A 25750-nucleotide genomic window follows, 5' to 3' on the forward strand; every position below is an offset into this window, starting at 1 on the left:
TGTGAAGATAGTGCAGGAGGAAGCCGGCGCGGGGCCGGCCTCCTCACGTCATCAGTTCAGGCCGCGGCGTTCCAGCAACGGCTCGATGACCGGGTCACGGCCGCGGAAGTCGCGGTACATGTCGACCGCGTCCATGGTGCCGCCCTTGGACAGCACCTTCTGGCGGAACACGTCGCCGTTCTTGCGCAGCAGGCCGCCGTTTTCCTTGAACCACTCGCCGGCGTCGGCGTCCAGGCGTTCGGCCCACAGGTAGCTGTAGTAGCCGGCCGAGTAGCCGCCGCCCATGGCGTGCGAGAAGTAGGTGCTGCGGTAGCGCGGCGGCACCGGCGCGAAGTCCAGGCCGGCGTCCTTCAGTGCCTGCTTCTCGAACGCGATCACGTCGCTCGGCATCTGCTTGGAGCCCAGCTGGTGCCATTTCTGGTCCAGCACCGCGGCCGCCAGGTACTCGGTGGTGCGGTAGCCTTCGTTGAAACGCTGGGCGGCGCGCAGCTTGTCCAGCAGTTCTTTCGGCATCGGCGCGCCGGTCTGGTAGTGTTTGGCGTAGCTAGCCAGCACTTCGGGCCAGGCCATCCACATCTCGTAGACCTGCGACGGCAGCTCGACGTAGTCGCGCGGCACGTTGGTGCCCGAGAAGCGTGGATACTTCACCTTCGAGAACCAGCCGTGGGTCGCGTGGCCCAGTTCGTGGAAGGTGGTGCGCACTTCGTCCCAGGTCAAGAGGGTCGGTTCGCCGGCGGCCGGCTTGGTCAGGTTCAAGTTGTTGGTGATGACCGGCTTCTGGTTCAGCAGGAAGCTCTGGTCGACCAGGGAGCTCATCCAGGCGCCGCCGCGCTTGTTCGGACGCGCATACGGGTCGATGATGAAGATCGCCAGGTGCTCGCCGTTCTCTTCGAACACGTCGTACACGCGCACGTCGGCATCGTAGGTCGGCAGGTCGGTGCGTTGCTTGAAGGTGATGCCCCACAGCTGGGTGGCGGCGAAGAAGGCGCCCTTCTCCAGCACATTGTTGAACTCGAAGTAAGGCTTGAGCTGGTTGGCATCGAAGGCGTACTTGGCAGTGCGCACCTTGTCGCTGTACATGCTCCAGTCCTGGGCGGCCAGCTGGAAGCCACCTTTTTCGGCGTCGATCACCTGCTGGATCTCGGCCGCTTCTTTCTTGGCGTTGCGCACGGCCGGCGCGGTCAGGTCGCCCAGCAGTTTGTTGACCGAGGCGGTGTCCTTGGCGGTCTGGTCTTCGAGCGAATAGGCCGCATAGCTCTCGTAGCCCAGCAGTTCGGCGCGCTCGGCGCGCAGCTTGGCCAGTTGCAGCACGACGTTGCGGTTATCGAACTCGCCACCGCGGCTGCCGCGGATCATCGAGGTGGTGAGCAGTTTTTCGCGCACGTTACGGTTGGTCAGCACGGCCAGCGGCGCCTGCTGGGTGGTGTTCACCACCGGGATCACGAACTTGCCGTCCAGGCCACGCTTCTTCGCTTCCACGGCGGCCGCTTCGATCGCCTTCTCCGGCAGGCCGGCCAGCTCTTCGCGGGTGTCGACCACGAAGGCCGATGCGTTCACTTCTTTCAGCACGTTCTGGCTGAACTGGGTCTGCAGCGCGGCCAGCTGGGCGTTGTAGCCTTTCAGCTTGGCCTTGTCGGCGTCTGCTAGGCCCGCGCCGGAACGCACGAAGTCCTTGTAGTAGCGCTCGAGCAGGAACTTCGATTCGGCGTCCAGCTTCAGGGTGTCACGCTTGTCGTGCAGGGTCTTGATGCGCGCGAACAGCTTCGGGTTCAGGCGGATCGCATCGCCGTGGGCGGCGAATTTCGGCGCCAGGTCTTTTTGCAGCGCCTGCAGCGTGTCGTTGGTGTACGAACCGGTCAGCGTGTAGAACGCCGCGCGCACGCGCGTCAGCAGTGCGCCCGAACGCTCCATTGCCACGATCGTGTTGTCGAACGTCGGCGCGGCCTTGTTGTCGGCGATCTTCACGACTTCAGCCGCTTCCAGGCGCATGCCTTCGGCGAAAGCCGGCGCGAAGTGCTCGTTCTTGATCTTGTCGAAGGCCGGGTAGCCGTATTGCAGGGTGCTCGGCTTGGCGAACGGATTCGAGGCCTCCAGGGCCGCAGCCGCCGGTTGGGCGAAGGAGAAGGTGGCCATGGCGACGCTGGCTGCGATCAGCAGCAGTTGGGGACGGTTCATAGTGTCTCTTGTGCGTTGTGGGAAAGGTAGTGCGAATAGCACACCGCCCTCCTTCACTGCTCGTGGCAGCGAAGGAGGGCGGCGCGATATCAGTTTGCGGCAGGCTTGGTCTCGACCAGGCCGCGGCGTTCGAGCAGCGGTCCGATTTCCGGATCGCGGCCGCGGAAGTTGCGGAACAGGTCCATCGCTTCGGCCGTGCCGCCGCGCGACAGCAGGGTCTTGCGGAAGTGATCGCCGTTCTTGCGGGTCAGGCCGCCGCTTTCGGTGAACCACTTGACGGTCTCGGCGTCGAGGCGCTCGCTCCACAGGTAGGCGTAGTAGCCGGCCGAATAGCCGCCGCCCATCGAGTGCGAGAAGTAGCCGGTGCGGTAGCGCGGCGGCACTGGCGGATAGGCCACGCCGGCATCCTGCAGCGCCTTGGCTTCGAACGACAGCACGTCCGTCGGCACCTGGCTCGGGGTCAGCTGGTGCCAGCGCTGGTCGAGCAGCGCGGCGGCCAGGTACTCGGTGGTGCGGTAGCCCTGGGCGAACTTCTTCGAGGCGACCACCTTGTCCAGCAGCTCTTTCGGCATCGGCGCGCCGGTCTGGTGGTGCTTCGCGTAATTGGCCAGCACCTCGGGATAGGTCACCCACATCTCGTTGACCTGCGACGGATACTCGACGAAGTCGCGCGGCACGTTGGTGCCCGAGAACTTCGGATACTTCACGTCCGAGAACATGCCGTGCAGCGCATGGCCGAACTCGTGGAACGTGGTGACCACTTCATCGTAGGTCAGCAGGGTCGGCTCGCCGGCCGCTGGCTTGGGGATGTTCAGGTGGTTGCCGATCACCGGCTTGTGACCCAGCAGGTGCGACTGCGAGACGTATTCGTTCATCCAGGCGCCGCCCTGCTTGTTGCCGCGTGCATAGGGGTCGAAGATGAAGATCGCCAGCGGCTTGCCGTCGACGTCGAAGATGTCGTACACGGTCACGTCCGGGTTGTACACCGGCAGGTCTGTACGCTGCTTGAAGGTGATGCCGAATTCGCGGGTGGCGGCGAAGAACACGCCGTCGACCAGCACGCGGTTCAATTCGAAGTAAGGGCGCAGCTGGCTCTCGTCGAAGTTGAAAGTCGCGGCGCGCACCTTGTCCTGGTACATCGGCCAGTCCCAGGCCGCGACCTGGTACTTGCCACCCTCTTTGTCGATGACCTTCTGGATCTCGGCCGCTTCCTTCTTGGCGTTGTTGACCGCAGGCGCGGCCAGGTCGCCCAAGAGCTTGTTGACGGCGGCCGGGTTGCGCGCGGTTTCCAGTTCCTGCGAATAGGCCGCGAAGTTCGGATAACCCAGCAGCACGGCGCGCTCGGCGCGCAGCTTGGCCAGGCGCAGCACCTGCTTGGTGGTGTCGAACTGGCCGCCATGGGTGCCGCGTTCCAGCGAGGCCTTCATCAGGCGCTCGCGGGTAGCGCGGGAGGTCAAAAACGACAGGGCCGGCTGGCTCGAGGTGTTCACGATCGGGATCGCAAACTTGCCCTTCTGGCCGCGCTTGGCGGCTTCGTCGGCGGCGGCGCTGATCTGCGCATCGCTCATGCCGGCCAGTTCGGCGCGGGTGTCCACGATCAGGGCGGCGGCGTTCGCGCCCTTGAGCACGCGCTGCTGGAAGTCCGATTGCAGCGAAGCGATCTCGCCATTGAATTTCTTGAGCTTGGCCTGGTCGGCCTTCGACAGGTTGGCGCCGGCGCGCACGAATTCCTTGTAGTAGCGCTCGAGCAGGTGGACCGACTCGGCGTCCAGGCCCAGCGACGCGCGCTTGTCGTGCAGCGCCTTTACGCGCGCGAACAGTTTTGGATTCAGGTGGATCGCGTCGGAATGCGCCGCCAGCTTGGGCGACATCTCGCGGTCGACCGCGTCCAGCGTGTCGTTGGTATTGGCGCCCTGCAGGTTCGAGAAGGTCGCGTACACGCGCGCCAGCAGCTGGCCGGAGCGCTCCAGCGCCACGATGGTGTTCTCGAACGTCGGCGCGGCCTTGTCGTTGGCGATCGCCTCGACTTCGCGCAGTTCCTCGCGCATGCCGGCATTGAAGGCCGGCAGGAAGTGCGCGTCCTTGATCTTGTCGAAGGCGGGGTAGTTCAGCGGCAGGCTGCTGGGCTGGGCGAAGGGGTTGGCGGCGTCGAGGACGGGAGCGGCAATGGCTGCATGTGCCAGCGCGACGCTGGCAGCCACGATGAGCAGTTTTGGACGGATCATGAGGTCTTTCGCGAACACTAGGGAAGGTACTGCCGGGGCTGGCTCGACAGCAGTGCGCTAAAGATCATAGCAGGCTTGCAAGGCCACCGTAACAATTAAAAAGTATTGCAATGTATCAGCGGAGAGCCCCTGTGTTTACGGGCGTAAACACAGCGCTGCACGACGAAACGAAGGCTCAATAATGCGGGGGACGCTCGTTGAGCGGAGACTGGCCGGCGTCGCGCAGGGTGCGCACATGGTCGGCCAGCTTGGCAACCATCGCCTCGAGTCCGTCGATGCGGCGCTCTTGGCGATAGATGGTCTTGTTCAGCTCATCGAGCAGGTCTTCCTGCTGGGCGAGCTTGATTTCGAGACTGATGAAACGGTCTTCCTGGTTCATGGCGGCGGCATCCTGCGTAAAACAGGCATTATGCCAGCCGGGCCGCGCAGGGCGGCCCGGCATGTCGGCCATCAGCCCTGCCAGGGCACGAAATCGAGGCCCTTGCCGACAACGTCGATCACCAGGGCCTGGTTTTCCGGGCTTTCGGCGAAGTCGATCAGCATCTGGGCGCGACCGTTCTGGCCGATCATCTGCGACCAGTACAGCAGGCCGCCGGTATCCGGTTCGCGGTCCAGCACGTTTTCATAGAGTTTGTGGATGAATTCCTGGTCGGTCGGGTTCTCGCCGTACAGCTTCTTGAACTCGGGCTGGATCATGAACTCGGTGGCCACCTGGTGCAGCGAGGTGCCGTTATCCATGCGCCAGTTCCAGTAACCCAGGCCGGTTTCCTCGGCAGTACGGTCCAGCACCGCCTCGTACAGGCGGAAGATCTGCGCCGAGACCGTGTCGATCGCCTTCCAGCCATCGTCGAACTTGATGCGCTCGACGTTGAACAGGCCGTCGACCTCGCCGTTTGGCGCGGTCACCGTATAGCCCCAGGTTTCCTTCTTGAGCGCGTAGGCGTCGCGCGAACCGCTGTAGACCGCGACGTCGAGACCGGCGCCGCCATCGATGGCATTGCTGCCGGCATTGGCGGTGATGGTATCGGCGCCTGCGGTGCCGCCCTGGAAGCCGTTGTGGCCGATCGTCATCGGCATGCTCTGCTGGCCTGCGCGCGCATTGCCCGCATCGTCGAGCGAGACCACGGTGACGTTGTAGCTGCCGTTCGGCAGCGGCTGCGAGGCCAGCGCCCACTTGCCGTCGCCGGCGACGGTGGCGGTGCCGATTTTTGTGAAGTCGCCATCGCGGTACAGCTCGATCGTGGTGCCGGCTTCGCCGGTACCCGTGAACAGCGGACGGTTGCTGCCTGCCGCCAGGGCGATGTTCATCGTCGGGACCACGGGCGCGGTCGCGTCGATGTGGAACAGCACCTGGTTGCTCGCCTGCGAGACATTGCCGGCTGCATCGGTGGCGGTGGCAAAGATCCGGTAGTCGCGGCTATCCACGAAGGGATCCGTCGAACGGGTGCTCCACAGGCCGCTGCCATCGGCCTGGGCCGTGGCGATCAGCTTGTCGCCCAGATAGACCTTGACCGTCGAGTTGGCCTCGGCGCTGCCGTTCAGCAGCAGGATGTTGCCGGTGGTCGCGTAACCCTTGCCGTTCTGCGTCACGGCCAGCACCGGCGCCGCTGGCGCCGCCGTGTCCGCCAGTACATTGGCGCGCTCGACCGTCATGTCGGCGAACTGCAGCCAGTCGATATTGCGCAGGGTATCCGTCCCCTCCGCGCCCGACACCGTCAGTGCGCCGTCGCCCAAAGTGCCGAAGGTATAGTTGTTGCGGTTGCCGTTATAGACCACCGTATCGATTCCTGCTCCGCCGTCGATCATATCGTTGCCTCCATTACCTTGCAAAGTATCGTTGAATTGGGTGCCCACCAGGACGTCGTCCTTGTAGCTGCCAGTGATGTAGCGTCCGCCGCTGCCGTTGATGCCGAGCGCTCCGCGCAGGCCGTCGCCACCGTACAGCCAGTTGAAGGCGGCGATGTCATAGGGGCGGTAGGTGCTGTGCCAGCCGCCGAGCGAGTCGTAGGACATCAGCGTGTTGCTGGTATTGTTTTCGTTGCCGGGCAAGACGATCTGCGCTTCCGAACCCTCGCGGAAGGGGTGCTTCAGGCCCAGTGCGTGACCCAGCTCGTGCAGCAGGGTTTCATAGCCCTGGGTGCCCAGCGTCAGGTTCCCGGTAATGTGCTCCCACTCGGCATTGTCCAGGTACACATAGGCGTTCGCCGTGTACTCGGTCAGCGTGCCGTTCGAGGTCGAGCGGTAGCCGGCCTGCCAACTGCACAGCCCCGTCGTGAACCGTCCTTCGAGATCCATATTGGCCAGGTGAATCTGGGCCGCCGTCCCCGATCCCGTTTCACGGAATTCGATGCCGGTGATCTGCTGCAGATAGGTGAAGGCGGTGCGGGTCGCCGCCTGCTGGGAGACGCTGAACGTTTCCTGGCCGCTCTTATCGGCCTCGTTGCCCGAGTCCGTCGAAAAGGTGTAGTACAGGATGTTGGCGTTGGAATTGCTGAGGTAGTTCCAGTCGGGGCCCTTGTCCAGCAGGGCGTCGATGTGGTTCAAACCCGAGAGCGGGGTGGTGGTGATGTCGGAAACGGTGGCCATGGATCGGAAAAAGAACATTACGCTTGCCACACGGCAATTGCCGTGAAACTTTAGCTATCGAAAAACTCGCATTCGGGCAAGTATTTCTTGCTCGACAGTTGAAGTCAAATGCGATTTCAATCGTGCGCAGGTCTTGTCGATTCGCCAAGGCTTGCGCGCAACGTTCTATTTCCTATTTATTCAGGAACCGGCCGTGGTGTTGCCAATAAGGCTTTCAGGTTCGCCAATCTTTCTTTCGGGCTCAGGATTTCGCTTTCCATCGGCGCCGCTTCGCCGACGTCCAGCGCCATCTCCTTAATAAAGCGCGAAGGATCGCAATTCACCAGTTCGCCCGCTCGTTTCCTGCGCTTGCACCAGCTCACGTGCAAGGTGCGCTGGGCACGCGTGATGCCCACATACATCAGGCGCCGCTCTTCCTGGATGCGCGCCGCGATCGACTCGACCGAGGCGTCCGGATCGCCCTTGTGCGGCAAGATCCCCTCTTCCACCCCGACCAGGTAGACATGCGGATATTCCAGCCCCTTGGACGCGTGCAGGGTCGACATGCGCACCGCATCCTCTTCCTCGTCCTGGCCTTCGAGCATCGACATCAGGGCCACCATCTGGGTCAGCTCGAGCAGGTTCTTTTCCTCGCCGTCGCGGTCGCGTCCGCCACGGCCGCGCTCCTTCAGCCAGTTATTGAACTCGAGCACGTTCTGCCACTTGGCCTGGGCCGCGCGGTCGTCGAAATTCTCGTAGAGATAATGCTCGTAGTTCATTTCCTTCATCATGTCGTCGAGCACCTCGGCCGCATGGTCGCCGCTGCCCGACGGTCCCGGGCGGGTGGCGCGGTCTTCCAGCTCGGCGATGAACTGGCAAAAGTCGCGCAGCGAACCCAGCTGGCGGTCGGCCAGCTTGGCTTCGATGCCGCCCTTGCGCGCCGCCTCGTATAGCGAGCAATTCCACTGCTTGGAAAATTCGCCCAGCACTTCCAGCGTGGCCATGCCGACCCCGCGCTTGGGGGTCGTGACGGCACGGATGAAGGCCGGGTCGTCGTCCTGGTTGGCGATCAGGCGCAGGTAGGCGATGATGTCCTTGATCTCGGCCTTGTCGAAGAAACTCTGGCCGCCCGACATCGTGTACGGGATGCGCTCCTTGCGCAGCGCCTGCTCCATCACGCGCGCCTGGTGGTTGCCGCGGTACAGGATGGCGAAATCGGACCATTTGTTCTTGCGCTGGAAATGCTCGGACGAAATCATGATCGCGATCTGGTCGGCTTCCTGGTCGTCGTTCTGCATGCCCAGCACCTTGATCGGCTCGCCCAGGCCGTGCTCGGACCACAGCGACTTCTCGAACAGCTTCGGGTTGTTGCCGATGACGGCGTTGGCCGCCTGCAGGATGCGGGTGGTGGAGCGGTAGTTCTGCTCGAGCTTGATCACCTTGAGGTCGGGGAAATCGTCGCCCAGCGTTTTCAGGTTCTCGACCGAGGCGCCGCGCCAGGCATAGATCGCCTGGTCGTCGTCGCCAACGGCGGTGAACATCGGCTTCTTGCCCACACCCGTCACCAGCAGCTTGACCAGCTCGTACTGGCAGGTATTGGTGTCCTGGTATTCGTCCATCAGCAGATAGCGCAGGCGCCGCTGCCAGCGGTCGCGGATCGGTTCGTTATTGCGGAACAGTTCCACCGGCAGGCGGATCAGGTCGTCGAAGTCGACCGCCTGGTAGGCCTGCAAGGTCGCCACATAGCTGCGGTAGACGCGCCCGGCCATGGCCTCGTCCTCGTCGCGCGCCGCCTTGATCGCGTCTTCCGGGTCGACCAGGCCGTTCTTCCACAGCGAAATCGTGTTCTGGATACCGCGGATTTCCTGCTTATCCGTGCTCATCGCCAGGTCGGAGACGATGGTGTAGCAGTCGTCGCTGTCCATGATCGAGAACTTGTCCTTCAGGCCCACCCCGGCCGCTTCCTGGCGCAGGATCTTGACGCCCAGCGAGTGGAAAGTGGACACGGTCAATTGCTTGGCCTGCTTGGGCTGCTTGAGCAGCTTGCCGATGCGCTCCTGCATCTCGAGCGCCGCCTTGTTGGTGAAGGTCAGGGCGGCGATGGTGCGCGGGTCGTAGCCGCAATGCTCGATCATGTAGGCGATCTTTTGCGTGATCACGCGGGTCTTGCCCGAGCCGGCGCCGGCCAGCACCAGGCAAGGGCCGTCGAGATATAGCGCGGCTTCGCTCTGCGGCCCGTTGAGGCCGAATCGTGGTGCAGTGGACATGGGAATTATTTCTGGAGGGACAGGCAGCGATTGTAACAATCTGGCGGGCCCAACGGGCGATGGCACGCGCCGCCTGCACCGGATTGCAACACACCGGCCGGTGCAGGACCGATCGGGAGAGGCAGGGCATACTGGCGCGCAATCGAGTAACATGCGTTCTTTGCGGCGTGCGCCGCTGCGCCCCCAATTCTCTGGACATTTGCCCTATGAAATTCGAACATCTCGTTGAAATCAACGACCCGATGAACCCGCTGATCGATACCCTCACCCGCGAGCAGGTATGGCATGGCCTGGTCCTGCGCGCCGAAGACCCGAAGATGTTCATTCCGCACCTGGACACCAGCGAGATCGTCGAGCGCGAGGCGGGCGCTTTCCGCCGCCGCCTGACCTTCGGCGAGCTGGTGATCGAAGACCAGGTGTTCCTGACCCCGCTGCAGGAAGTGCGCTACGAGGTGCCGGCCCAGGGCGAGATCGCGGCCTCGAGCCTGCGCATGATCATCGAGGCGCCGACCAATGCCATGCTGCTGGTGCGTTTTTGCTACGACGACGGCACCGGCGAACACGCCGATCCGGCCAACGCGATGTATGACGAGTTCAAGAAGTCGGCCTATGAAGAAGCCGACCTCGACACGGTGCGCATCCTGCGCAAGCTGGCCAGCGAAGGCAAGCTGAACACCACGCTGCTGAACTGAGCGTCAAGTCCCCGGCTCGGTATCGGCCGGGTCGGTCTGGCTGTCGCCCTTCGACAGGTTGTTGGCCAGGTCGCGCAGCGCGGTGCGCACGCCCTCCTCGATCACCGGGTGATAGAACGGCATCTCGAGCATCTGGTCGACCGTCAGCCGCATCTGGAATGCCCATGACAGCAGATGCGCCAGGTGTTCGGCACGCGGCGCGATCATCTCGGCGCCCAGGAACAGCCGGGTGCCGTACTCGGCATACACCCGCAACATCCCCTTGTTCTGCAACATGACCCGGCTGCGGCCCTGGTTGGCGAAGGACACGCTGCCAACCGCGAACTTGCGCTGGCCGCCGGCGCACAAGGTCTTGTAGTTCTTGCCCAGGGTGGCGATATTCGGTTCGGTGAAGGCGACCGCGATCGGCGCGCGGCGCAGGCCCGGACGCACGTCCGGATAGCGGCCCGCGTTGTCGCCGGCGATCTTGCCGTGGTCGGCGGCGTCGTGCAGCAATGGCCGCTCGTTGTTGGCGTCGCCCGCGATGAAGATATTGCTGGTCCCGCATTGCATGGTGCGCGCGTCGAAATGGGGGATGCCGTCCGGCCCCAGCTCCAGGCCGGTGTGCTCCAGTCCCAGGTCGTGCACGTTCGGCGTGCGGCCGGCCGTCACCAGCACATACTGGAAGTGCTCGGTGCTTTCCTTGCCCAGCGCATCGCGCACCGTGAGCGCCACGTCGCCATCTTCCTTCTCTTGCACCGCCCCGACCACCTCGGTCTGGAAGGCGATGTCGAGTTCTTCCATCAAGACCCGTCCCGCGCAGCGCAGTACTTCGGGATCGGTAATGTTGGCAATGCTGCCGCCGCGCGCATAGAAGCGCACGCGCACGCCCAGCCGGGCCAGGGCCTGGCCCAGTTCGAGGCCGATCACGCCGGTGCCGATCACGGCCACCGAGCGCGGCAGGTCGTCCCAATAGAACACGTCGTCGCTGGTGACGATGCCGGGACCGACGTTCTCGAGCTGCGGCAGGCGCAGCGGCGTGGAGCCGGTGGCGATCACGATGCGGCCGGCCTGGATCTCGGTCTGGTCGTCGACCACCAGCGTGCAGGGGCCGGTGAAGCGCGCGCGGCCCTGCAGGCGGTCCTGCACCGGCATCGCCTCGATGCCTTCGAGCACGAAGCCGACGAAGCGATCGCGTTCGCGCTTGACCCGTTCCATCACGGCGCGACCGTCGATGCGTTTTTCACCGGCATGCACGCCGAATGGCGCGGAAGTGTCGATCACGTGGGACGCCTCGGCCGCCGCGATCAGGAGCTTGCTCGGCATGCAGCCGACCCGGGCGCAGGTGGTGCCGTACTGCCCGCTCTCGATCGCCACCGTCCGGGCGCCCAGCGCCTTGGCGGCGCGGTAGGCGGTCATGCCGGCGGTGCCGGTGCCGATGATGGCGACGTCCACGTTCAATTGTTTCATTACTGGTCTCCACTGCTGCGCTAATGACAGGCAAAACGATACGCTATTTTGCCGCTGCCGGTGGCGACATGCATCTTGCATGTCGAGCAACTTTACATGACGTTCGATACCGGAGACACACTTTATTAATTTCTCGTTAGAAATCAGTTGATTGCAAGAAGCCAAGGGCTCCGGCACGTTTGTTGCTCATCGATGAATTCCACAACCAGGGAGATCGTCATGAAAATTACTACTTTCAAGAAACTGCTCGTCAGCTTGTCGTTGCTCGCCTCGTCGTCGCTGTTCGCCGCGCCGATCACTGTCGACCTCACCGGCATCCAGAGTCATGGACTGTACGGCGACGCCGACAACACGGTCATCCTGCTCGACGTCGGCGCCAACTCGGTCGTCACCAGCGTCGCCTACGATTTCACCCTGACCGCTTATTCGCCGGGCTGGCTGGCGGACATGGTGATCGCGTTCGAAAATTCCAAGCAGACCGATGGGGTCTTCTTCACGCCGGGCATCAATGAGTGGTACCCGGGCACCGAGAGCTATTCGGGGTTCGCCGACCTGGTCGAGCTGGGCCTGGCGTTCGAAGTCGGCGTCGACGGCATCCTGCGCCTGGAATTCTTCGAAGACTTCGATGATCTGCTGGGAGTGGACGGCCAATGGGACTTCGGCACCATCACCTTCAACGTGGAACCGGCGGCCGGCGAAGTGCCCGAACCTGCGAGCGGCCTGCTGATAGGTGCCGGTCTCGCGATGCTGGGCTACACCGGCCGCCGCCGCGCCGCCGGCAAAAGCGCCGCCTGAGCAGGTTCCGGAAAGCTTACTTCCAGACGTAGACCCCGCCATTGTGTCCGTGCTTGGCATGGACGGTGCGGTCTACCAGCACCATCTTGTAATAAGTGGTCAGATGGTGCCAGGTCCAGTCGGTCGGGCTGCTGCTGCCGAAGCCATTCTTCATGATCCGGTTAGCCATGGAAAAATGCTGCCCGCGGCTCGCGCCGGGAATCTTGATCTTGGTTCCACTCAGCGTGATGCCGTAGTTGGCCTTGCCCGAACCTTTGTTCAACTGGACCTCGCTGCCCGGCTTCATCGGATTCTGCCAGACCTTTTGTTTATTGACCTTGCCGAAGTCGATGCTGCCAAGGTTGTCGAGCTTATAGGTGACGTCCTTGAAATTGCCGTGCGTATGGGTGGTGTACCCGGCCTGGTAACTCAGCGCGCCGGGCGTGCGTGCCTTCTGTATCGGCTTGCCGCCGTTCACGAGCTGCTTGAACTGCGTGCGCGTCAACACGCCTTGATTGAACCATGCCAGGAACAGAGAGGGGGTCGGTTGCGCATTTGCATTCCGCGCCAGGTCTTGAAACTGCTGATACAGCCCAGGGTGGCGCATGACCAGGGCCTCGGCCAGCGTCGTTTGCTCGTCAGACCCGATTTCCGACAACATCAAGTCCCCCGGATCGAGTTCCTCTTCCGGATTGTCACTACCCTGGTCCTCGGCGTGCTCGGGATCCCCCATCGGATCCTCGGGCAGATGCAGATGATCCAGCGTGTTCGTCAGTAATTTCTCGATAGTCCATGCTTGGTCGCTATTTAAAGCCTGGCGAAGTCCGGTCCTGGCGTCGTCGATCAATTCGACATTGCCGCTCTCGTAGACAATGGCGATACGCCGGTGCAGCTCCGTGGCGGCTTCCGTCATGCCGAACTGGTGGCCGAAATTCGCGAGCTCCTGCAGGGGATCGTTCCATACCTTTTCCCTCAACCCATCGTCGAGCGGACGGTGATGTCCGTCGACCCATACCGCCTGCGCGACTGCTGTGCCGCCCGAGGCTGCCTGGCGTGCCGGTTCGACGGCCGCGCCTGCCTGGGGCGCAGCCGAGAGTGCCCTCGCGCCCATCACATCCGCCTCATGCTCCAGGCCCGGATCGTCGTTCACCGCCACGCCGCCCTGCATTTGCAGGGTCGGCTGGACCCGTCCTTCGGCTTGCTGCACCAGGTGCCAGGCCTCGTGCGGCAAATGCCGCTCTTGCCCCGGCGCCACGTGAATATCGCGGCCTTGCGCATAGGCATGCGCGTTCAAGCGGGCCGGCGCAGACGAGTTATAGTGAACGTTGACGTCGCTTAGATCGTGTCCCGACAGCGACTCGACGCCCGACTTGAGCCCGTCAGGCAGGCCAGTGCGGTTGACCGCCACAGCGGCGACGTCCTGCGCCAACTGGGCCGTGCCCTGGCCCTGCACGGCGCCACGCCCGGCCTGCCGGTTCCCGAACAGTTGCGCGACCAGTGCGCGCTGGGCAGTCATACGCGGGCTGTTGTCGATTGTGTCGGCGAACGCGCCGGCGTTCGCGCGGTCCTGCTTTGCCTCAAGGCGCGGCTGTGCGGTCCGCTGGTCGACACTCGGTTCAGCTTTCATGCAATTCTGGAAATTATGGCAACCGCGACAAGTGGTGGAGCAAAGTACTTCATTTCCCTGAGGATATCAGCTTATTGACCAGAGTCAATTTTTGCGAATTACTTTCAGTCCCGTGCGCCACAACGCCGACCGCATCTCAGATATCGAGCGGATCGACCTCGAGCGACCACTTCACGCGCGACTTCATCGCCCGCAGCTCCTCGACCCAGACCCGCAGGAAGGCCTGCAGCGCGGGCCGCGAGCTGGACTCGACCAGCAGCTGGGCGCGGTCCACGTTGTGGACCCGGGTCATCGTCATCGGGATCGGGTCGTTGATCAGGATGGCGTCGCTCGGCAGGCAGTCGCGCGCCGCTTCCAGGAATTCGATCGCGATCGGCAGTTCCTTCGCCTCGGCGCGCAGCAAGGCCTGGTACATATAGGGCGGCAGCCCGGCTTCCTTGCGCTCTTCGAGCAGCTGGCCGGCGAAGCGCTCGTAATCGTGGCGCATCACCGCGCCGTACAGCGGGTGCTGCGCATACCTGGTCTGCACCAGCACCTCGGACGGCGCGCCGCCGCGGCCGGCCCGTCCCGCCACCTGCATCAGCTGGGCGAACAGGCGCTCGCTGGCGCGGTAATCCTGCGAGAACAGGGCGGTATCGGGGTTCAGGATGCCGACCAGGGTCAGCTTCTTGAAGTCGTGGCCCTTGGCGACCATCTGCGTGCCGATCAGGATGTCCACTTCGCCCCGGTGCACGCTGTCGAAGGCGGCTTGCGCGCTGCCCTTCAGGCGCGTGGAGTCGGCGTCGATGCGCAGGATGCGCGCTTGCGGGAACAAGGCGTGCAGATGCTCCTCTACCCGCTGGGTGCCGCGGCCCAGCGGCTGCAGGTCCACGTTGCCGCAGGTCGGGCAGGAGCGCGGGATGCGCAATTCGAGGCTGCAGTGGTGGCAGCGCAGCCGGTGCTCGGGCTTGTGCAGCACCATGAAGGCGGTGCAGCGGGTGCAGTTGCTGATCCAGCCGCAGGCGTCGCAGCTGATCACCGGGGCATAGCCGCGCCGGTTCAGGAACAGGAGCGACTGCTCGCCGCGCTCCAGTCGCCCGCGCAGGGCCGCCAGCACCTCGCTCGTCAGACCGTCGCGCGCGCGGTCGCGTTCCATGTCCACCAGCCTGACTTTCGGCAGCACGGCGTCGCGCACGGCGCGCTCGCGCAGATCCAGCCGCTTGTACCTGCCGGAGCGCGCGTGATGCCAGGACTCGAGCGACGGCGTGGCCGAGCCGAGCACGATCGGGATCCCCAGCTGGTGCGCGCGCCACACGGCCAGGTCGCGCGCCGAATAGCGCAGGCCTTCCTGCTGCTTGTACGAGGGGTCGTGCTCTTCGTCGATCACGATCAGTTGCAGGTTCGGCAACGAGGCCAGGATCGCCAGCCGGGTGCCGAGCACGATGCGCGCCTGGCCGCTGTGCGCGGCCAGCCAGTGCAGCATGCGCTCGCCCTCGGACAGGCTGCTGTGCAGGGTGGCCAGCATCATGCCCGGGAAACGGGCCCGGATATTCCCTTCCAGCTGGGGCGTCAGGTTGATCTCGGGGACCATGATCAGGATCTGCGCCTGCGGGTCGCGCGCCAACACCCGGGCGCAGGCCTGCAGGTAGACCTCGGTCTTGCCGCTGCCGGTCACGCCCCACAGCAGCAGCGGCGTGAAGCCGTCGGCGCCGCCGATCGCGTCGGCCGCCTCCTGCTGGGCGGGGTTCAGCACCGGCATGTCGACCGCCGTCGCATCCTGCTGGGGGTCGAGCTTGGCCAGTTTCTTCAGGGCGCGGTCCAGCGCCACCGTCTTGGGCACCCGCAGGTTCTTGGGCAGGCCGGGCAGCGCCACCTCGCCCAGCGGCCGCTGGTAGTAGTCGGCGGCGAAGCGCGCCAGGGCGATCCAGCGCTCCGGCAGCGGGGATAGCTGGCTGCGCACGGCCAGCGCAGCCTTCAGTTTTTCGGACGGGACGTCGGTCCGGTCCTTGACCGCGACGATCAGGGCCATGATTTCGCGGCGCGCGAACGGCACCAGCGCCAGCTGGCCGGGCAGCGGCTCTTCGCCCGGCCGGCATGGCCAGCGGTAGTCGAAACTGCTGTTCAGCGGAGTATCGAGCACGACTTCGAGGAAGCAATGCGTGCTATCGGTGCTGGTTGACAATCTGGGCCCTGTGCAAATCTGTGGAAAACTTTGTGAATAGCGTGGGGCTTGACCCCATCAAAGGTTTACGTTAGATCAAGTCGCAATCGATAATTCTCTAATTCAAGACAATTTTTTGCTTATGAATCAATGGCTTGCATATTCGTCCTCAGACCTGTTAACAAGCTCGAGCGCTTTTTCCGCATTGTGCATAACTGGGGTATCCGGCGTGGAAAACTCGCTGCATTGCGTCACAAACTTAAGGCAATACTTGAAGAAGCGCGCTAAGTGCCGGTAAACCAAGCACTTTTCCCCATTATTAAAACGTCTGTTGATAACTTTGTGAACAAGAGCCGAATTTTGCTGAATTCTACTGGACAACCTTGTGGTGCAGGACGCACTCAGCACTAGCCCGAAGCAAAAAACGCTTATAAATCATCGCTTTACGCAGACTGAGAAGATGCTGAGATGTCCACAGGAATTTTTACCCACTTTTAGGAAGTTGTGAACAAGTGAGGAGCAAGACTGGCGGCCTTGTCAAGAGGGCCGCCATTCACGGGGGAAAATTCAGCCGGCGCGCTGCTTGCGGCTGAAGCTGTGGACTGCTTCGACCATCGCCGTCACCGACTCTGGCGGGGTGAATTGCGAGATGCCGTGGCCCAGGTTGAACACATGGCCATGGCCGGCCGACGGCGCGCCGTAGGCACTGAGCGAGCGCTCGACTTCGGCGCGGATCTGGTCCGGCTCGGCGAACAGGATGGCCGGATCGAGATTGCCCTGCAGCGCCACGCGGTCGCCCACCAGCGCGCGCGCGCGGCCCAGGTTGACGGTCCAGTCCAGGCCCAGCGCATCGGCGCCGATGTCGGCCATCTCGTCCAGCCAGATGCCACCGCCCTTGGTGAAGACGATGGCCGGGATGCGCACGCCATCGTGTTCGCGGGTCAAGCCGGCGAGGATCTTGCGCATGTAATCCAGCGAGAACTCCTGGTAGGCGCCGTCGGCCAGCGCCCCGCCCCAGGAATCGAAGATCATCACGGCCTGGGCGCCGGCGTCGATCTGGGCGTTCAGGTACTGGGTCACGGCCTGCGCATTGATGTCCAGGATGCGGTGCATCAGGTCCGGACGGCTGTACAGCATCTTCTTGACCGTGTGGAATTCACGCGAGCCGCCGCCTTCGACCATATAGCAGGCCAGCGTCCACGGGCTGCCCGAGAAACCGATCAGCGGCACGCGGCCGTTCAGCGCGGTGCGGATCGAGGTCACGGCCTTGAACACATAGTCGAGCGAGGCCATGTCCGGGACGGCCAGCGCGTTCACTTCCGCCTCGGTGCGCAGCGGACGCTCGAACTTCGGGCCTTCGCCGTCGGCGAAATACAGGCCCAGGCCCATCGCGTCCGGCACCGTCAGGATGTCCGAGAACAGGATCGACGCGTCCAGCCGATAGCGGTCGATCGGCTGCAGCGTGACTTCGGTGGCGTAGTCGGGATTCTTCGCCAGCCCCAGGAACGAACCGGCGCGCGCGCGGGTGGCGCGGTATTCCGGCAGGTAGCGACCCGCCTGGCGCATCAGCCACACCGGGGTGTAGTCGGTCGGCTGGCGCAACAGCGCACGCAGGAAGGTGTCGTTCTGGAGCGGGGCAAATTGTGGCATGGCTGACAATGGCGTTGGTAAGGAAACGGCTATTATCGCATTCTTGGGCAAACACTATAATGCTCGTCCGACCAAGGAAAGAGCCCAGATCATGACGATTGCCACCAGCAAACAACCCCTGCCCTGCGGCGCCTGGCCGTCCCCGATCAGCGCCGCGGTGGTCGCCGCCGGCGCGGTGCCGCTGGCCCAGCTGATGCTCGACGGGCCGCGCCTGGGCTGGCTCGAAGGCCGCGCCAGCGAGGGCGGACGCACGACGCTCATGGTGCATGACGCCGGCGGCACGCGCGAGCTGACGCCGGCGCCCTTCAATGTGCGCAGCCGCGTCCATGAATACGGCGGCGGCGCCTGCCTGCTGGCCGGCGGCGTGGCCTGGTTCTCGCACCATGTGGACAACCGCCTGTACCGGGTCGAGGCGGATGGCCAGCCGGTCGCCGTGAGCGCCGAGGGCACCGGCCACCGCTTTGCCGACTTCGTGCTCGATGGCGCGCGCCGGCGCCTGATCTCGGTGCGCGAGGATCACTCGGCCGGCGCCACCTATCCCGTCAATACGCTGGCCGCGATCGGCTTCGATGGCGTCGAGACCGTGCTCGTGGACGGCAACGACTTCTATGCGGCGCCGCGCCTGTCGCCCGATGGCCGCCAGCTGGCCTGGCTGTGCTGGGACCATCCGCGCATGCCCTGGGAAGGCACGGAACTGTGGCTGGCCGACGTGCTTGATGATGGGACGCTGGTGAACGGCCGCCTGGTCGCGGGCGGTGCGCAAGAATCGATCTGCCAACCCGAATGGTCGCCCGGCGGCGTGCTGCACTTCGTGTCGGACCGCAGCGGCTGGTGGAACCTGTACCGCTACGACCACGGCGTCGTGCACGCGCTGTGCCCGCGCGAGGCGGAATTCGCCGGCCCCCACTGGAGCTTCGGCGGTGCGCTGTACGGCTTCCGTTCCGAGGACGAGATCGTGTGCGCCTACGTCGAACAAGGCGTCAGCTACCTGGCAAGGCTGGCGGGCGGCAACTTGATTCCGCTGGAGTCGCCGTATGAAGAAATCCGCGAGCTGCGGGTGCAGGGCGACGTCGTGGCCCTGCTGGGCGGCGCGCCGACCATTGCGCCCGAGCTGGCGCGGATCGACCTGGAGCTAGGGGCCAGCGAGGTGCTGGCCCACTCGATCCCGCAACTGCCGGCCACCGGCTACCTGTCGGTGCCGCTGGCGATCGACTACCCGAGCGAGAATGGTCGCACCGCCCACGCCTTCTATTACGCGCCGGCCAATGCCGACCACGCGCCGCAAGACGGCGAGCTGCCGCCGCTGATCGTGATCGGCCACGGCGGCCCCACCGGCATGGCGGCCAGCACCCTGAAGCTGTCCACCCAATACTGGACCAGCCGCGGCTTCGCCGTGCTGGACGTGAACTATGGCGGCAGCACCGGTTTCGGCCGCGCCTACCGCAACCTGCTCAAGCACCAGTGGGGCGTGGTCGACGTCGAGGATTGCGTGGCCGGCGCGCGCCACCTGGCGGCGCAAGGCGTCGTCGACCCCGAACGGTTGCTGATCCGCGGCAGCAGCGCCGGCGGCCTGACCGTGCTGTCCGCACTGAGCTTCCATGACGTGTTCAAGGCTGGCGCCAGCTACTACGGCGTGTCCGACCTGGCCGGACTGGACGCCGATTCGCACAAATTCGAATCGCACTACAACCAGTACCTGATCGCGCCGCCGGAAACCGCCGCAGCGGTGTACCGCGAGCGCTCGCCGATCCACCATACCGATAAACTGCGCCGGCCGATGATCTTCTTCCAGGGCCTGGACGACAAGGTCGTGCCGCCGCAGCAGTCCGAGAGCGTGGTCGAGGCGCTGCGCGCGCGCAAGCTGCCGGTGGCCTACCTGACGCTCGAGGGTGAGGGCCATGGCTTCCGCAAAACGGACAGCGTGGTGCGCACGCTGGAAGCGGAGTTGTATTTCTACCTGCGCGTGTTCGGCATCCCGGTGCCGGCCGACCTGCCTGCGATCGAGATCGAGAACCTCGCATGATGGTGGAAGACGTTACTGCACGCCTGGACACCTGCACGGCGGAAGAACGCGCGCTGCTGGTCGTGCTGGCGATCGCGGGCGAGCCGATGGGCCGCCAGCGCATCCTGGAACATATGCGGGCGCTGGGCGTGGCGCTGCCGCTGGCGCAATGGGCCGATGAACTGGCGCGCCTGCGCGAGCGCGGCCTGGTGGTCGATATGAGCGAGCGCGGCGTCGCCATCGCTCCCGACCTGGCCTGGCCGGTGCTCGATGCGGCCCTCGACGATGGCCTGTTCGACAATGTGGCCGGCGCCTATGCCCAGGTGTCGACCGTGCGCCGCGACTGGCAGGGTACCCTGATGCTGCGCACCTACCGCCAGGGCCTGGCCCTGCTGCGCATCGCCCTGCTCACCGGGCAGGAGCACGACGTCGTATTCCCGCTGCTCGATGCCTGCCAGCGCTGCCACGAGTCGAGCTACCTGCATCCGCTGGTCGACGTCTGCGCGCGCCCCTTTGCCCCGGCCCTGATGGAACGCATCCATCCGCGCCTGCGCGAAGGCATCCTGCACATCCTGGTCATGCATGCGCGCAGCGAACCGGCGCTGGCGCCGGGCGTACGCGAGTACGCCGAGCGCCTGATACCGCGCAGCAGCCCCGAAAGCCCGCTACGCCGTTCGCTCGGGGAACATTACATCCTGTGCGGCCGCCTGGACGACGCCCTGGCGCTGGTGAACGAGATGAGCGACTCGCCCGGCCTGTTCCTGCGCAGCGTGGTGCAGGTGCTGCGCGACGATAGCGATGCGGGCCTGGCCGGCATCGATGCGTCGATCAAGCAGCTGCGCCGCGAAACCGGCAAGCGCAAGGCGGTATTCGACGGCCACTGTGCGCACATCGCGATGGCCGCCCTGCTGCGCAGCAGCGACCCGGGCCACCTCAAGCTGGCCGACGCCTGGCTCGAGATCGAGACGCGCGCGGTACAGCGGGCCGACAACGCGGTCTGGTTCCAGCTCGGCATGCTGCACGAGATCCAGCGCGGCACCGTCGACGCGGCACTGTTCGGCACGCGCAGCTGGGAGATGTCGCTGGAACCGACCGTGTTCCGCGCCCTGATCCATCACTGGCTGGCCCTGCCCACACTGAACGCGCAAGGCGCGCGGCTGGAAGACATGCTGCTGCAATCCGAGGCGGCCGGCTTCGACCTGTGGTCGGCCCAGCTGGCCGGCGTGCTGGCGCAGATGGGCCAGGCCGGCCACCTGGCACATGAACAACGTGCGAGCGAACTGCGGCGCAAGCACCGCCTGCCCGACATGACCGGCTGGTTCGCGCGCGAGGAACCGTGGGAACGCCAGCTCAATGCCCTGATCAACCTGCAGCCGGCGGCTAACGTGGAGAACGTACGCGAATCCAGGCTGGTCTGGCTGATCCGCTACGACCCGCACCTGGGCGTGCAGGAACTGGAGCCGCGCGAGCAGAAGCGCGATGCGCAAGGCGGCTGGAGCCGCGGCCGCGCCATGGGCCTGAAACGCCTGGCCGAGGAAGGCGCCCAGCTCGACTTCCTGACCGCGCAAGACCTGCAGGCCGTGAACGCGATCGCCGGCCGCCGCTACTACGCCGGCAGCGGCATCCGTTTCGAACTCGAGGTGCACAAGGCGCTGGCGGCCCTGGTCGGCCACCCGCTGCTGTTCTGGATGGATGCGCCGGGCACCCGGGTCGAGCTGCTGCCGGGCGAGCCGGAACTGCTGGTCAAGAAACTGGGCGACAAGGTGTCGATCGTGCTGAACCCGCCGGTCGAAGACAATGTTGGCGACGTCGTGGTCACGCGCGAGACGCCGACCCGCCTGCGCCTGGTGCACATCAGGGACGAGCATCGGCGCATCGCCGCCATCGTCGGCGAAGGCTTGACCGTGCCGATGGAAGCGGAACGGCGCGTGCTGCGCGCGATCGGCGCGGTGTCGTCGATCGTCACCGTGCAATCGGACATCGGCGCCAGCAGCAGCGATATCGAGACCGTGCCGGCCGACCCGCGCCTGCACGTGCTGCTGCGTCCCTACCAGCATGGCATGCGCATGCAGCTGCTGGTGCGTCCCGTGCCGGGCGGCGCTTATTATGGCCCCGGCGAAGGCGCGGCCAATGTGATCGCCGACGTTGAGGGCATCCGCACCGAAGCCCGGCGCAACCTGAACGCCGAACGCGAGGCCGAGCGCCAGCTGGTCGGCACATGCCAGGCGCTCGAACACGCGGAACCGGACCACGGCGAATGGCTGCTCGGCCAGCCGCTGCTGGCATTGGAACTGGTCGACCAGCTGCGCGCGCTGGATGGCGAAGCGATCGTGGTCGCCTGGCCCGAGGGCGAAAAATTCAGGGTCACCAAAAAGGCCACGACCAAATCGGTGCGGGTGCAGATCCGGCGCGAACGCGACTGGTTCGCGGCCAGCGGCGACGTCGTGATCGACGAAGGCCGCGTGATGAACCTGCGCACCCTGCTGGAAAAGATCCAGGAGAGCGGCAGCCGCTTCGTGGCCCTGGGCGAGAACGAATACCTGGCCCTGTCCGACGAGCTGCACCGGCGCCTGACGGAGCTGGGCGCCTATGGCGAACTCCATGGCGACGGCATCCGCACCCACGCGCTGGCCAGCTTCGCGCTGGACGAGCTGGCGCGCGAGGCCGGCCACGTCGACGCCGACAAGGCCTGGCAGGGGCACCTGGAACGCATGGCCGACAATGCCGCGTACCTGCCCGAGCTGCCTTCCACCCTGCAGGCCGAGTTGCGCGATTACCAGGTCGACGGCTTCCAGTGGCTGGCGCGCCTGGCGCACTGGGGCGTGGGCGCCTGCCTGGCCGACGATATGGGTCTCGGCAAGACCTTGCAGGCGCTGGCGCTGCTGCTGACGCGCGCCAAGGATGGCCCGGCGCTGGTGGTGGCGCCGACCTCGGTGTGCCTGAACTGGATCGACGAGGCCGCGCGCTTCGCGCCGACCCTGAAGCTGCACCTGTTCGGACCCGGCGAACGGGCCGCGACGATCGACAACGCGGGGCCATTCGACGTGGTCGTGGTCAGCTACGGCCTGCTGCAGCTGGAAGCGGCGCGCTTCAAGGGCCGGCGCTGGCGCAGCATCGTGCTCGACGAGGCCCAGGCGGTCAAGAATATGCACACCAAGCGCTCGCAGGCGGTGATGGCGCTGCAGGGAGACTTCCGCATGGCCGCCACCGGCACGCCGCTGGAAAACCACCTGGGAGAATTATGGAACCTGTTCCGCTTCATCAATCCGGGCCTGCTGGGCAGCGCCGACCAGTTCCAGCTGCGCTTTGCCGGCCCGATCGAGAAGGCGCAGGACAAACGCGCCGAAGCCGGCGCTAGATCCCGCCTGCGGCGCCTGACCGCACCCTTCATCCTGCGCCGCACCAAGGCGCAAGTGCTGTCCGAGCTGCCGCCGCGCACCGAGATCGTGGTCCCGGTGGAACTGAGCGCCGAAGAAAACGCGCTGTATGAATCGCTGCGCCGCCAGGCCCTCGACAAGCTGGCCGCGCTCGAAGCGCCGGAGGGGCAAAAGGCGATCGAGATCCTGGCCGAGATGATGCGGCTGCGCCGCGCCTGCTGCAATCCCGAGCTGGTGGCGCCCGGCGCCGGCATCGCCAGCAGCAAGCTGGCGACGTTTGCACGCCTGACCACCGACCTGCTCGAGAACCGGCACAAGGTGCTGGTGTTCAGCCAGTTCGTCGATCACCTGACCCTGATCCGCCAGTATCTCGACGCGCAGGGCATCGCCTACCAGTACCTGGACGGATCGACCCCGATCCAGGAGCGCAAGCGCCGCGTGGATGCCTTCCAGGCCGGCGAGGGCGACCTGTTCCTCATCAGCCTGAAGGCGGGCGGCGTCGGCATCAACCTGACGGCGGCCGACTACGTGATCCACATGGACCCGTGGTGGAACCCGGCGGTCGAGGACCAGGCGTCGGATCGCGCCCACCGCATGGGCCAGCTGCGGCCGGTGACCATCTACCGCCTGGTCGCGCGCGGCACGATCGAGGAAGGCATCGTCGACCTGCACCGCCACAAGCGCGACCTGGCCGACAGCCTGCTCGAAGGGACCGAGATGGCGGCGCGCATGTCGCCGGGGGATATGCTGGAGATGCTCAAGGCGGGGCTGGGACGCTGATTTGCATTTCATTCAACGTTGGCATTCATGCGTGTCGGAATGTTTCAGCTGCCCGCAAATGATGCAATTAGTGCTAATCTGCACGCCTTCGCGCCTGCCGCGAGCCAAGACATCTCCTTAGTTACAGGGCTGAATACGATGATGAAAACGAAAATCGCGCTGGCGGCCTTGCTGGCGTGTTTCGCGCTGACGCCGGCCGTCGCCGCCACCTCCAAGCCAGCCAAGGGCAAGGCCAAATCCTCGAAGGTCGTCAAGAAGAAGACTTCCAGCAAGGGCAAGAAGGCCCTGGTCGGCGCCGCTGCCGTCGGCGCCGGCGCTGCCGCCGCAGGTGCTGCCAGCGCGAACGCCGCCGAAGCACGCCTCGACCGCCGCATGTCGACGCTGAGCATGCAATACCTGACCGCCCTGTGGCGTGTGGATCCCGAAGGCGGCATCTATGTAGGCAAGTTCGACAACGCCGCCAACCTCACCATTCCGGATGCCGACACGCGCGCCAGGCAGCTGGCCTTCGCCAACGAGTGGCTGGAAAAATTCGGCAAGCTCGATCCCAAACAGCTGTCGCCGCGCTACCGCACCGACCTGGCCCTGCTGGTCAACAAGCTCGAGAAGGACCGCTGGCGCCTCTCCACCTGGCGCGAATACGAGTGGAACCCGTCGCAGTACAACGTCGCCGCGCCGCTCGACCTGATCCTGAACACCGACTACGCGGCCAAGCCGCAGCGCCTGCGCACCATCCTCAAGCGCCTGGCCGACGTGCCGGCCTATTACGCGGCGGCGCAGGCCTCCATCACCAACCCGACGCGCGAGCACACCCAGCTCGCGATCGGCCAGGCGCCGGGCACGATGGCCGTGCTGGCCGACCTGGGCCGTGCGGCCCAGGAATCGATATTGACGGCGCAAGAGAAGGCGATCTTCGCCCAGCGCATCGCCAACGCCGGCAGCGCGGTGCTGGGCTACGTCGACTTCCTGAGCGGTGTCGAGAAGCGCCAGGCGGCCAGCGGCCAGGCGCGTCCCTTCCGCGCCGGCAAGGCGCTGTACGAGCAGAAGTTCGCGCTCGACATCCAGTCGTCGTCCAGCGCCGAAGAGACCTTCCGCAAGGCCCTGGTCACGCGCGAAGAACTGCTGTCGCATATGGACCGTATCTCGGACGAGCTGTGGCCGCGCTATATGGCGGGCGTGAACAAGCCACAGGACCGCTTCCAGAAGATCGGCATGATGATCGACAAGTTATCAAGCCGCCACGTCGCGCGCGAGAACTTCTTCGCCGAGATCCGGCGCCAGATCCCGCTGCTGCAGGACTGGGTGATCAAGCACGACCTGCTGACCCTGGACCCGAGCAAGCCGCTCGAGGTGCGCGAAACGCCGATGTACCAGCGCGGCGTGGCCGGCGCGAGCATCGACGCGCCGGGCCCTTACCGCTCCAAGGACAAGACGTATTACAACGTCACGCCGATGGACAACCTCACGCCGGAACAGGCCGAGAGCAGCCTGCGCGAGTACAACGAGTGGATCCTGCAGATCCTGAACATCCACGAGGCGATCCCCGGCCACTACGCGCAGCTGGTGCATGCCAACCGCTCGCCTTCCTTGATCAAGTCGCTGTTCGGCAATGGCGCCATGGTCGAAGGCTGGGCCGTGTATGGCGAACGCATGATGCTCGAATCGGGCTACGGCGACAACGCGCCCGAGATGTGGCTGATGTACTCGAAGTGGAACCTGCGCAGCGTGACCAACACCATCCTCGACTACAGCGTGCATGTGAACGGCATGGGGCAAGAGGCGGCGATCGACCTGCTCACCCGCCAGGCCTTCCAGACGCGCCAGGAAGCCGACGAAAAATGGCGCCGCGTGACCCTGACCTCGGTGCAGCTGACCAGCTACTTCAGCGGCTACCACCAGATCATGGAATTACGCGAACGCCGCAAGCAGCAGCTGGGCGAACGCTTCAAGCTGAAACAATTCCACGACCAGTTCCTCAGCTACGGCAATGCGCCGGTCAAGATGATCTCGGAACTGATGCAATAACC

Annotated in this window: 14 protein-coding genes; 5 read left to right on the plus strand and 9 right to left on the minus strand. The window is 64.9% G+C overall.

Annotated elements, in window-relative coordinates; genetic code table 11:
• Positions 1-51: 51 nt before the first annotated feature.
• From SOM61_RS13315 to SOM61_RS13335, 5 genes are all read right to left on the minus strand, one after another.
• Positions 52-2175, minus strand: coding sequence for a M3 family metallopeptidase (locus tag SOM61_RS13315; RefSeq protein WP_320474537.1), 2124 nt, complete (start codon positions 2173-2175; stop codon positions 52-54).
• A gap of 89 nt (positions 2176-2264) precedes the next feature.
• Positions 2265-4400 (minus strand): M3 family metallopeptidase, encoded by a 2136-nt coding sequence (locus tag SOM61_RS13320; protein ID WP_320474538.1) that lies wholly within the window; start codon positions 4398-4400, stop codon positions 2265-2267.
• A 175-nt stretch (positions 4401-4575) separates the two neighbouring features.
• Positions 4576-4851, minus strand: coding sequence for a SlyX family protein (locus tag SOM61_RS13325; RefSeq protein ID WP_320474539.1), 276 nt, complete (start codon positions 4849-4851; stop codon positions 4576-4578).
• Positions 4851-6986: a DUF4214 domain-containing protein gene (locus tag SOM61_RS13330; RefSeq protein WP_320474540.1), complete on the minus strand. Its 2136-nt coding sequence runs from the start codon at positions 6984-6986 to the stop codon at positions 4851-4853. Before SOM61_RS13330 ends, SOM61_RS13325 begins: the two co-directional genes overlap by 1 nt.
• A 176-nt stretch (positions 6987-7162) precedes the next feature.
• A complete protein-coding gene (locus SOM61_RS13335; RefSeq protein ID WP_320474541.1) occupies positions 7163-9232 on the minus strand; it encodes a UvrD-helicase domain-containing protein in 2070 nt (689 codons plus the stop codon).
• A 206-nt stretch (positions 9233-9438) separates the two neighbouring features.
• Between SOM61_RS13335 and SOM61_RS13340 the strand changes: the two genes are divergently transcribed.
• Positions 9439-9924: an SRPBCC family protein gene (locus SOM61_RS13340; protein WP_320474542.1), complete on the plus strand. Its 486-nt coding sequence runs from the start codon at positions 9439-9441 to the stop codon at positions 9922-9924.
• A gap of 3 nt (positions 9925-9927) precedes the next feature.
• Here SOM61_RS13340 and SOM61_RS13345 read toward each other — a convergent pair whose 3' ends face one another.
• Entirely contained in the window at positions 9928-11373 is a 1446-nt protein-coding gene (locus tag SOM61_RS13345) for a dihydrolipoyl dehydrogenase (protein ID WP_320474543.1), read from the minus strand.
• A gap of 219 nt (positions 11374-11592) precedes the next feature.
• On the opposite strand from SOM61_RS13345, the gene SOM61_RS13350 reads away from it, so the two are divergent.
• Positions 11593-12168 carry a PEP-CTERM sorting domain-containing protein gene (locus tag SOM61_RS13350; RefSeq protein ID WP_320474544.1) on the plus strand — a complete coding sequence of 192 codons (576 nt, stop codon included), beginning with the start codon at positions 11593-11595 and terminating at the stop codon, positions 12166-12168.
• Positions 12169-12184: 16 nt separating this feature from the next.
• On the opposite strand, the gene SOM61_RS13355 is transcribed toward SOM61_RS13350, so the two are convergent.
• The 3 genes from SOM61_RS13355 to hemE form a co-directional block, all read right to left on the minus strand.
• Positions 12185-13774 carry an eCIS core domain-containing protein gene (locus SOM61_RS13355; protein WP_320474545.1) on the minus strand — a complete coding sequence of 530 codons (1590 nt, stop codon included), beginning with the start codon at positions 13772-13774 and terminating at the stop codon, positions 12185-12187.
• A gap of 136 nt (positions 13775-13910) precedes the next feature.
• Positions 13911-15935 (minus strand): primosomal protein N', encoded by a 2025-nt coding sequence (locus tag SOM61_RS13360; RefSeq protein ID WP_320474546.1) that lies wholly within the window; start codon positions 15933-15935, stop codon positions 13911-13913.
• Between the two features lie 546 nt (positions 15936-16481).
• A complete protein-coding gene (gene hemE, locus SOM61_RS13365; RefSeq protein WP_320474547.1) occupies positions 16482-17564 on the minus strand; it encodes a uroporphyrinogen decarboxylase in 1083 nt (360 codons plus the stop codon).
• 91 nt (positions 17565-17655) lie between these two features.
• Between hemE and SOM61_RS13370 the strand changes: the two genes are divergently transcribed.
• The 3 genes from SOM61_RS13370 (at position 17656) to SOM61_RS13380 (ending at position 25748) form a co-directional block, all read left to right on the plus strand.
• Positions 17656-19587, plus strand: a complete 1932-nt coding sequence (locus SOM61_RS13370; protein ID WP_320474548.1) for a S9 family peptidase — start codon at positions 17656-17658, stop codon at positions 19585-19587.
• Positions 19584-23723: a DEAD/DEAH box helicase gene (locus SOM61_RS13375; protein ID WP_320474549.1), complete on the plus strand. Its 4140-nt coding sequence runs from the start codon at positions 19584-19586 to the stop codon at positions 23721-23723. The genes SOM61_RS13370 and SOM61_RS13375 overlap by 4 nt, the downstream gene beginning before the upstream one ends.
• Before the next feature lie 138 nt (positions 23724-23861).
• Positions 23862-25748 (plus strand): DUF885 domain-containing protein, encoded by a 1887-nt coding sequence (locus tag SOM61_RS13380; RefSeq protein WP_320474550.1) that lies wholly within the window; start codon positions 23862-23864, stop codon positions 25746-25748.
• Positions 25749-25750 lie beyond the last annotated feature (2 nt).

This window comes from Massilia sp. CFBP9012 (assembly GCF_034045115.1).
In the GTDB taxonomy this organism is placed as follows: Bacteria; Pseudomonadota; Gammaproteobacteria; order Burkholderiales; family Burkholderiaceae_D; genus Telluria.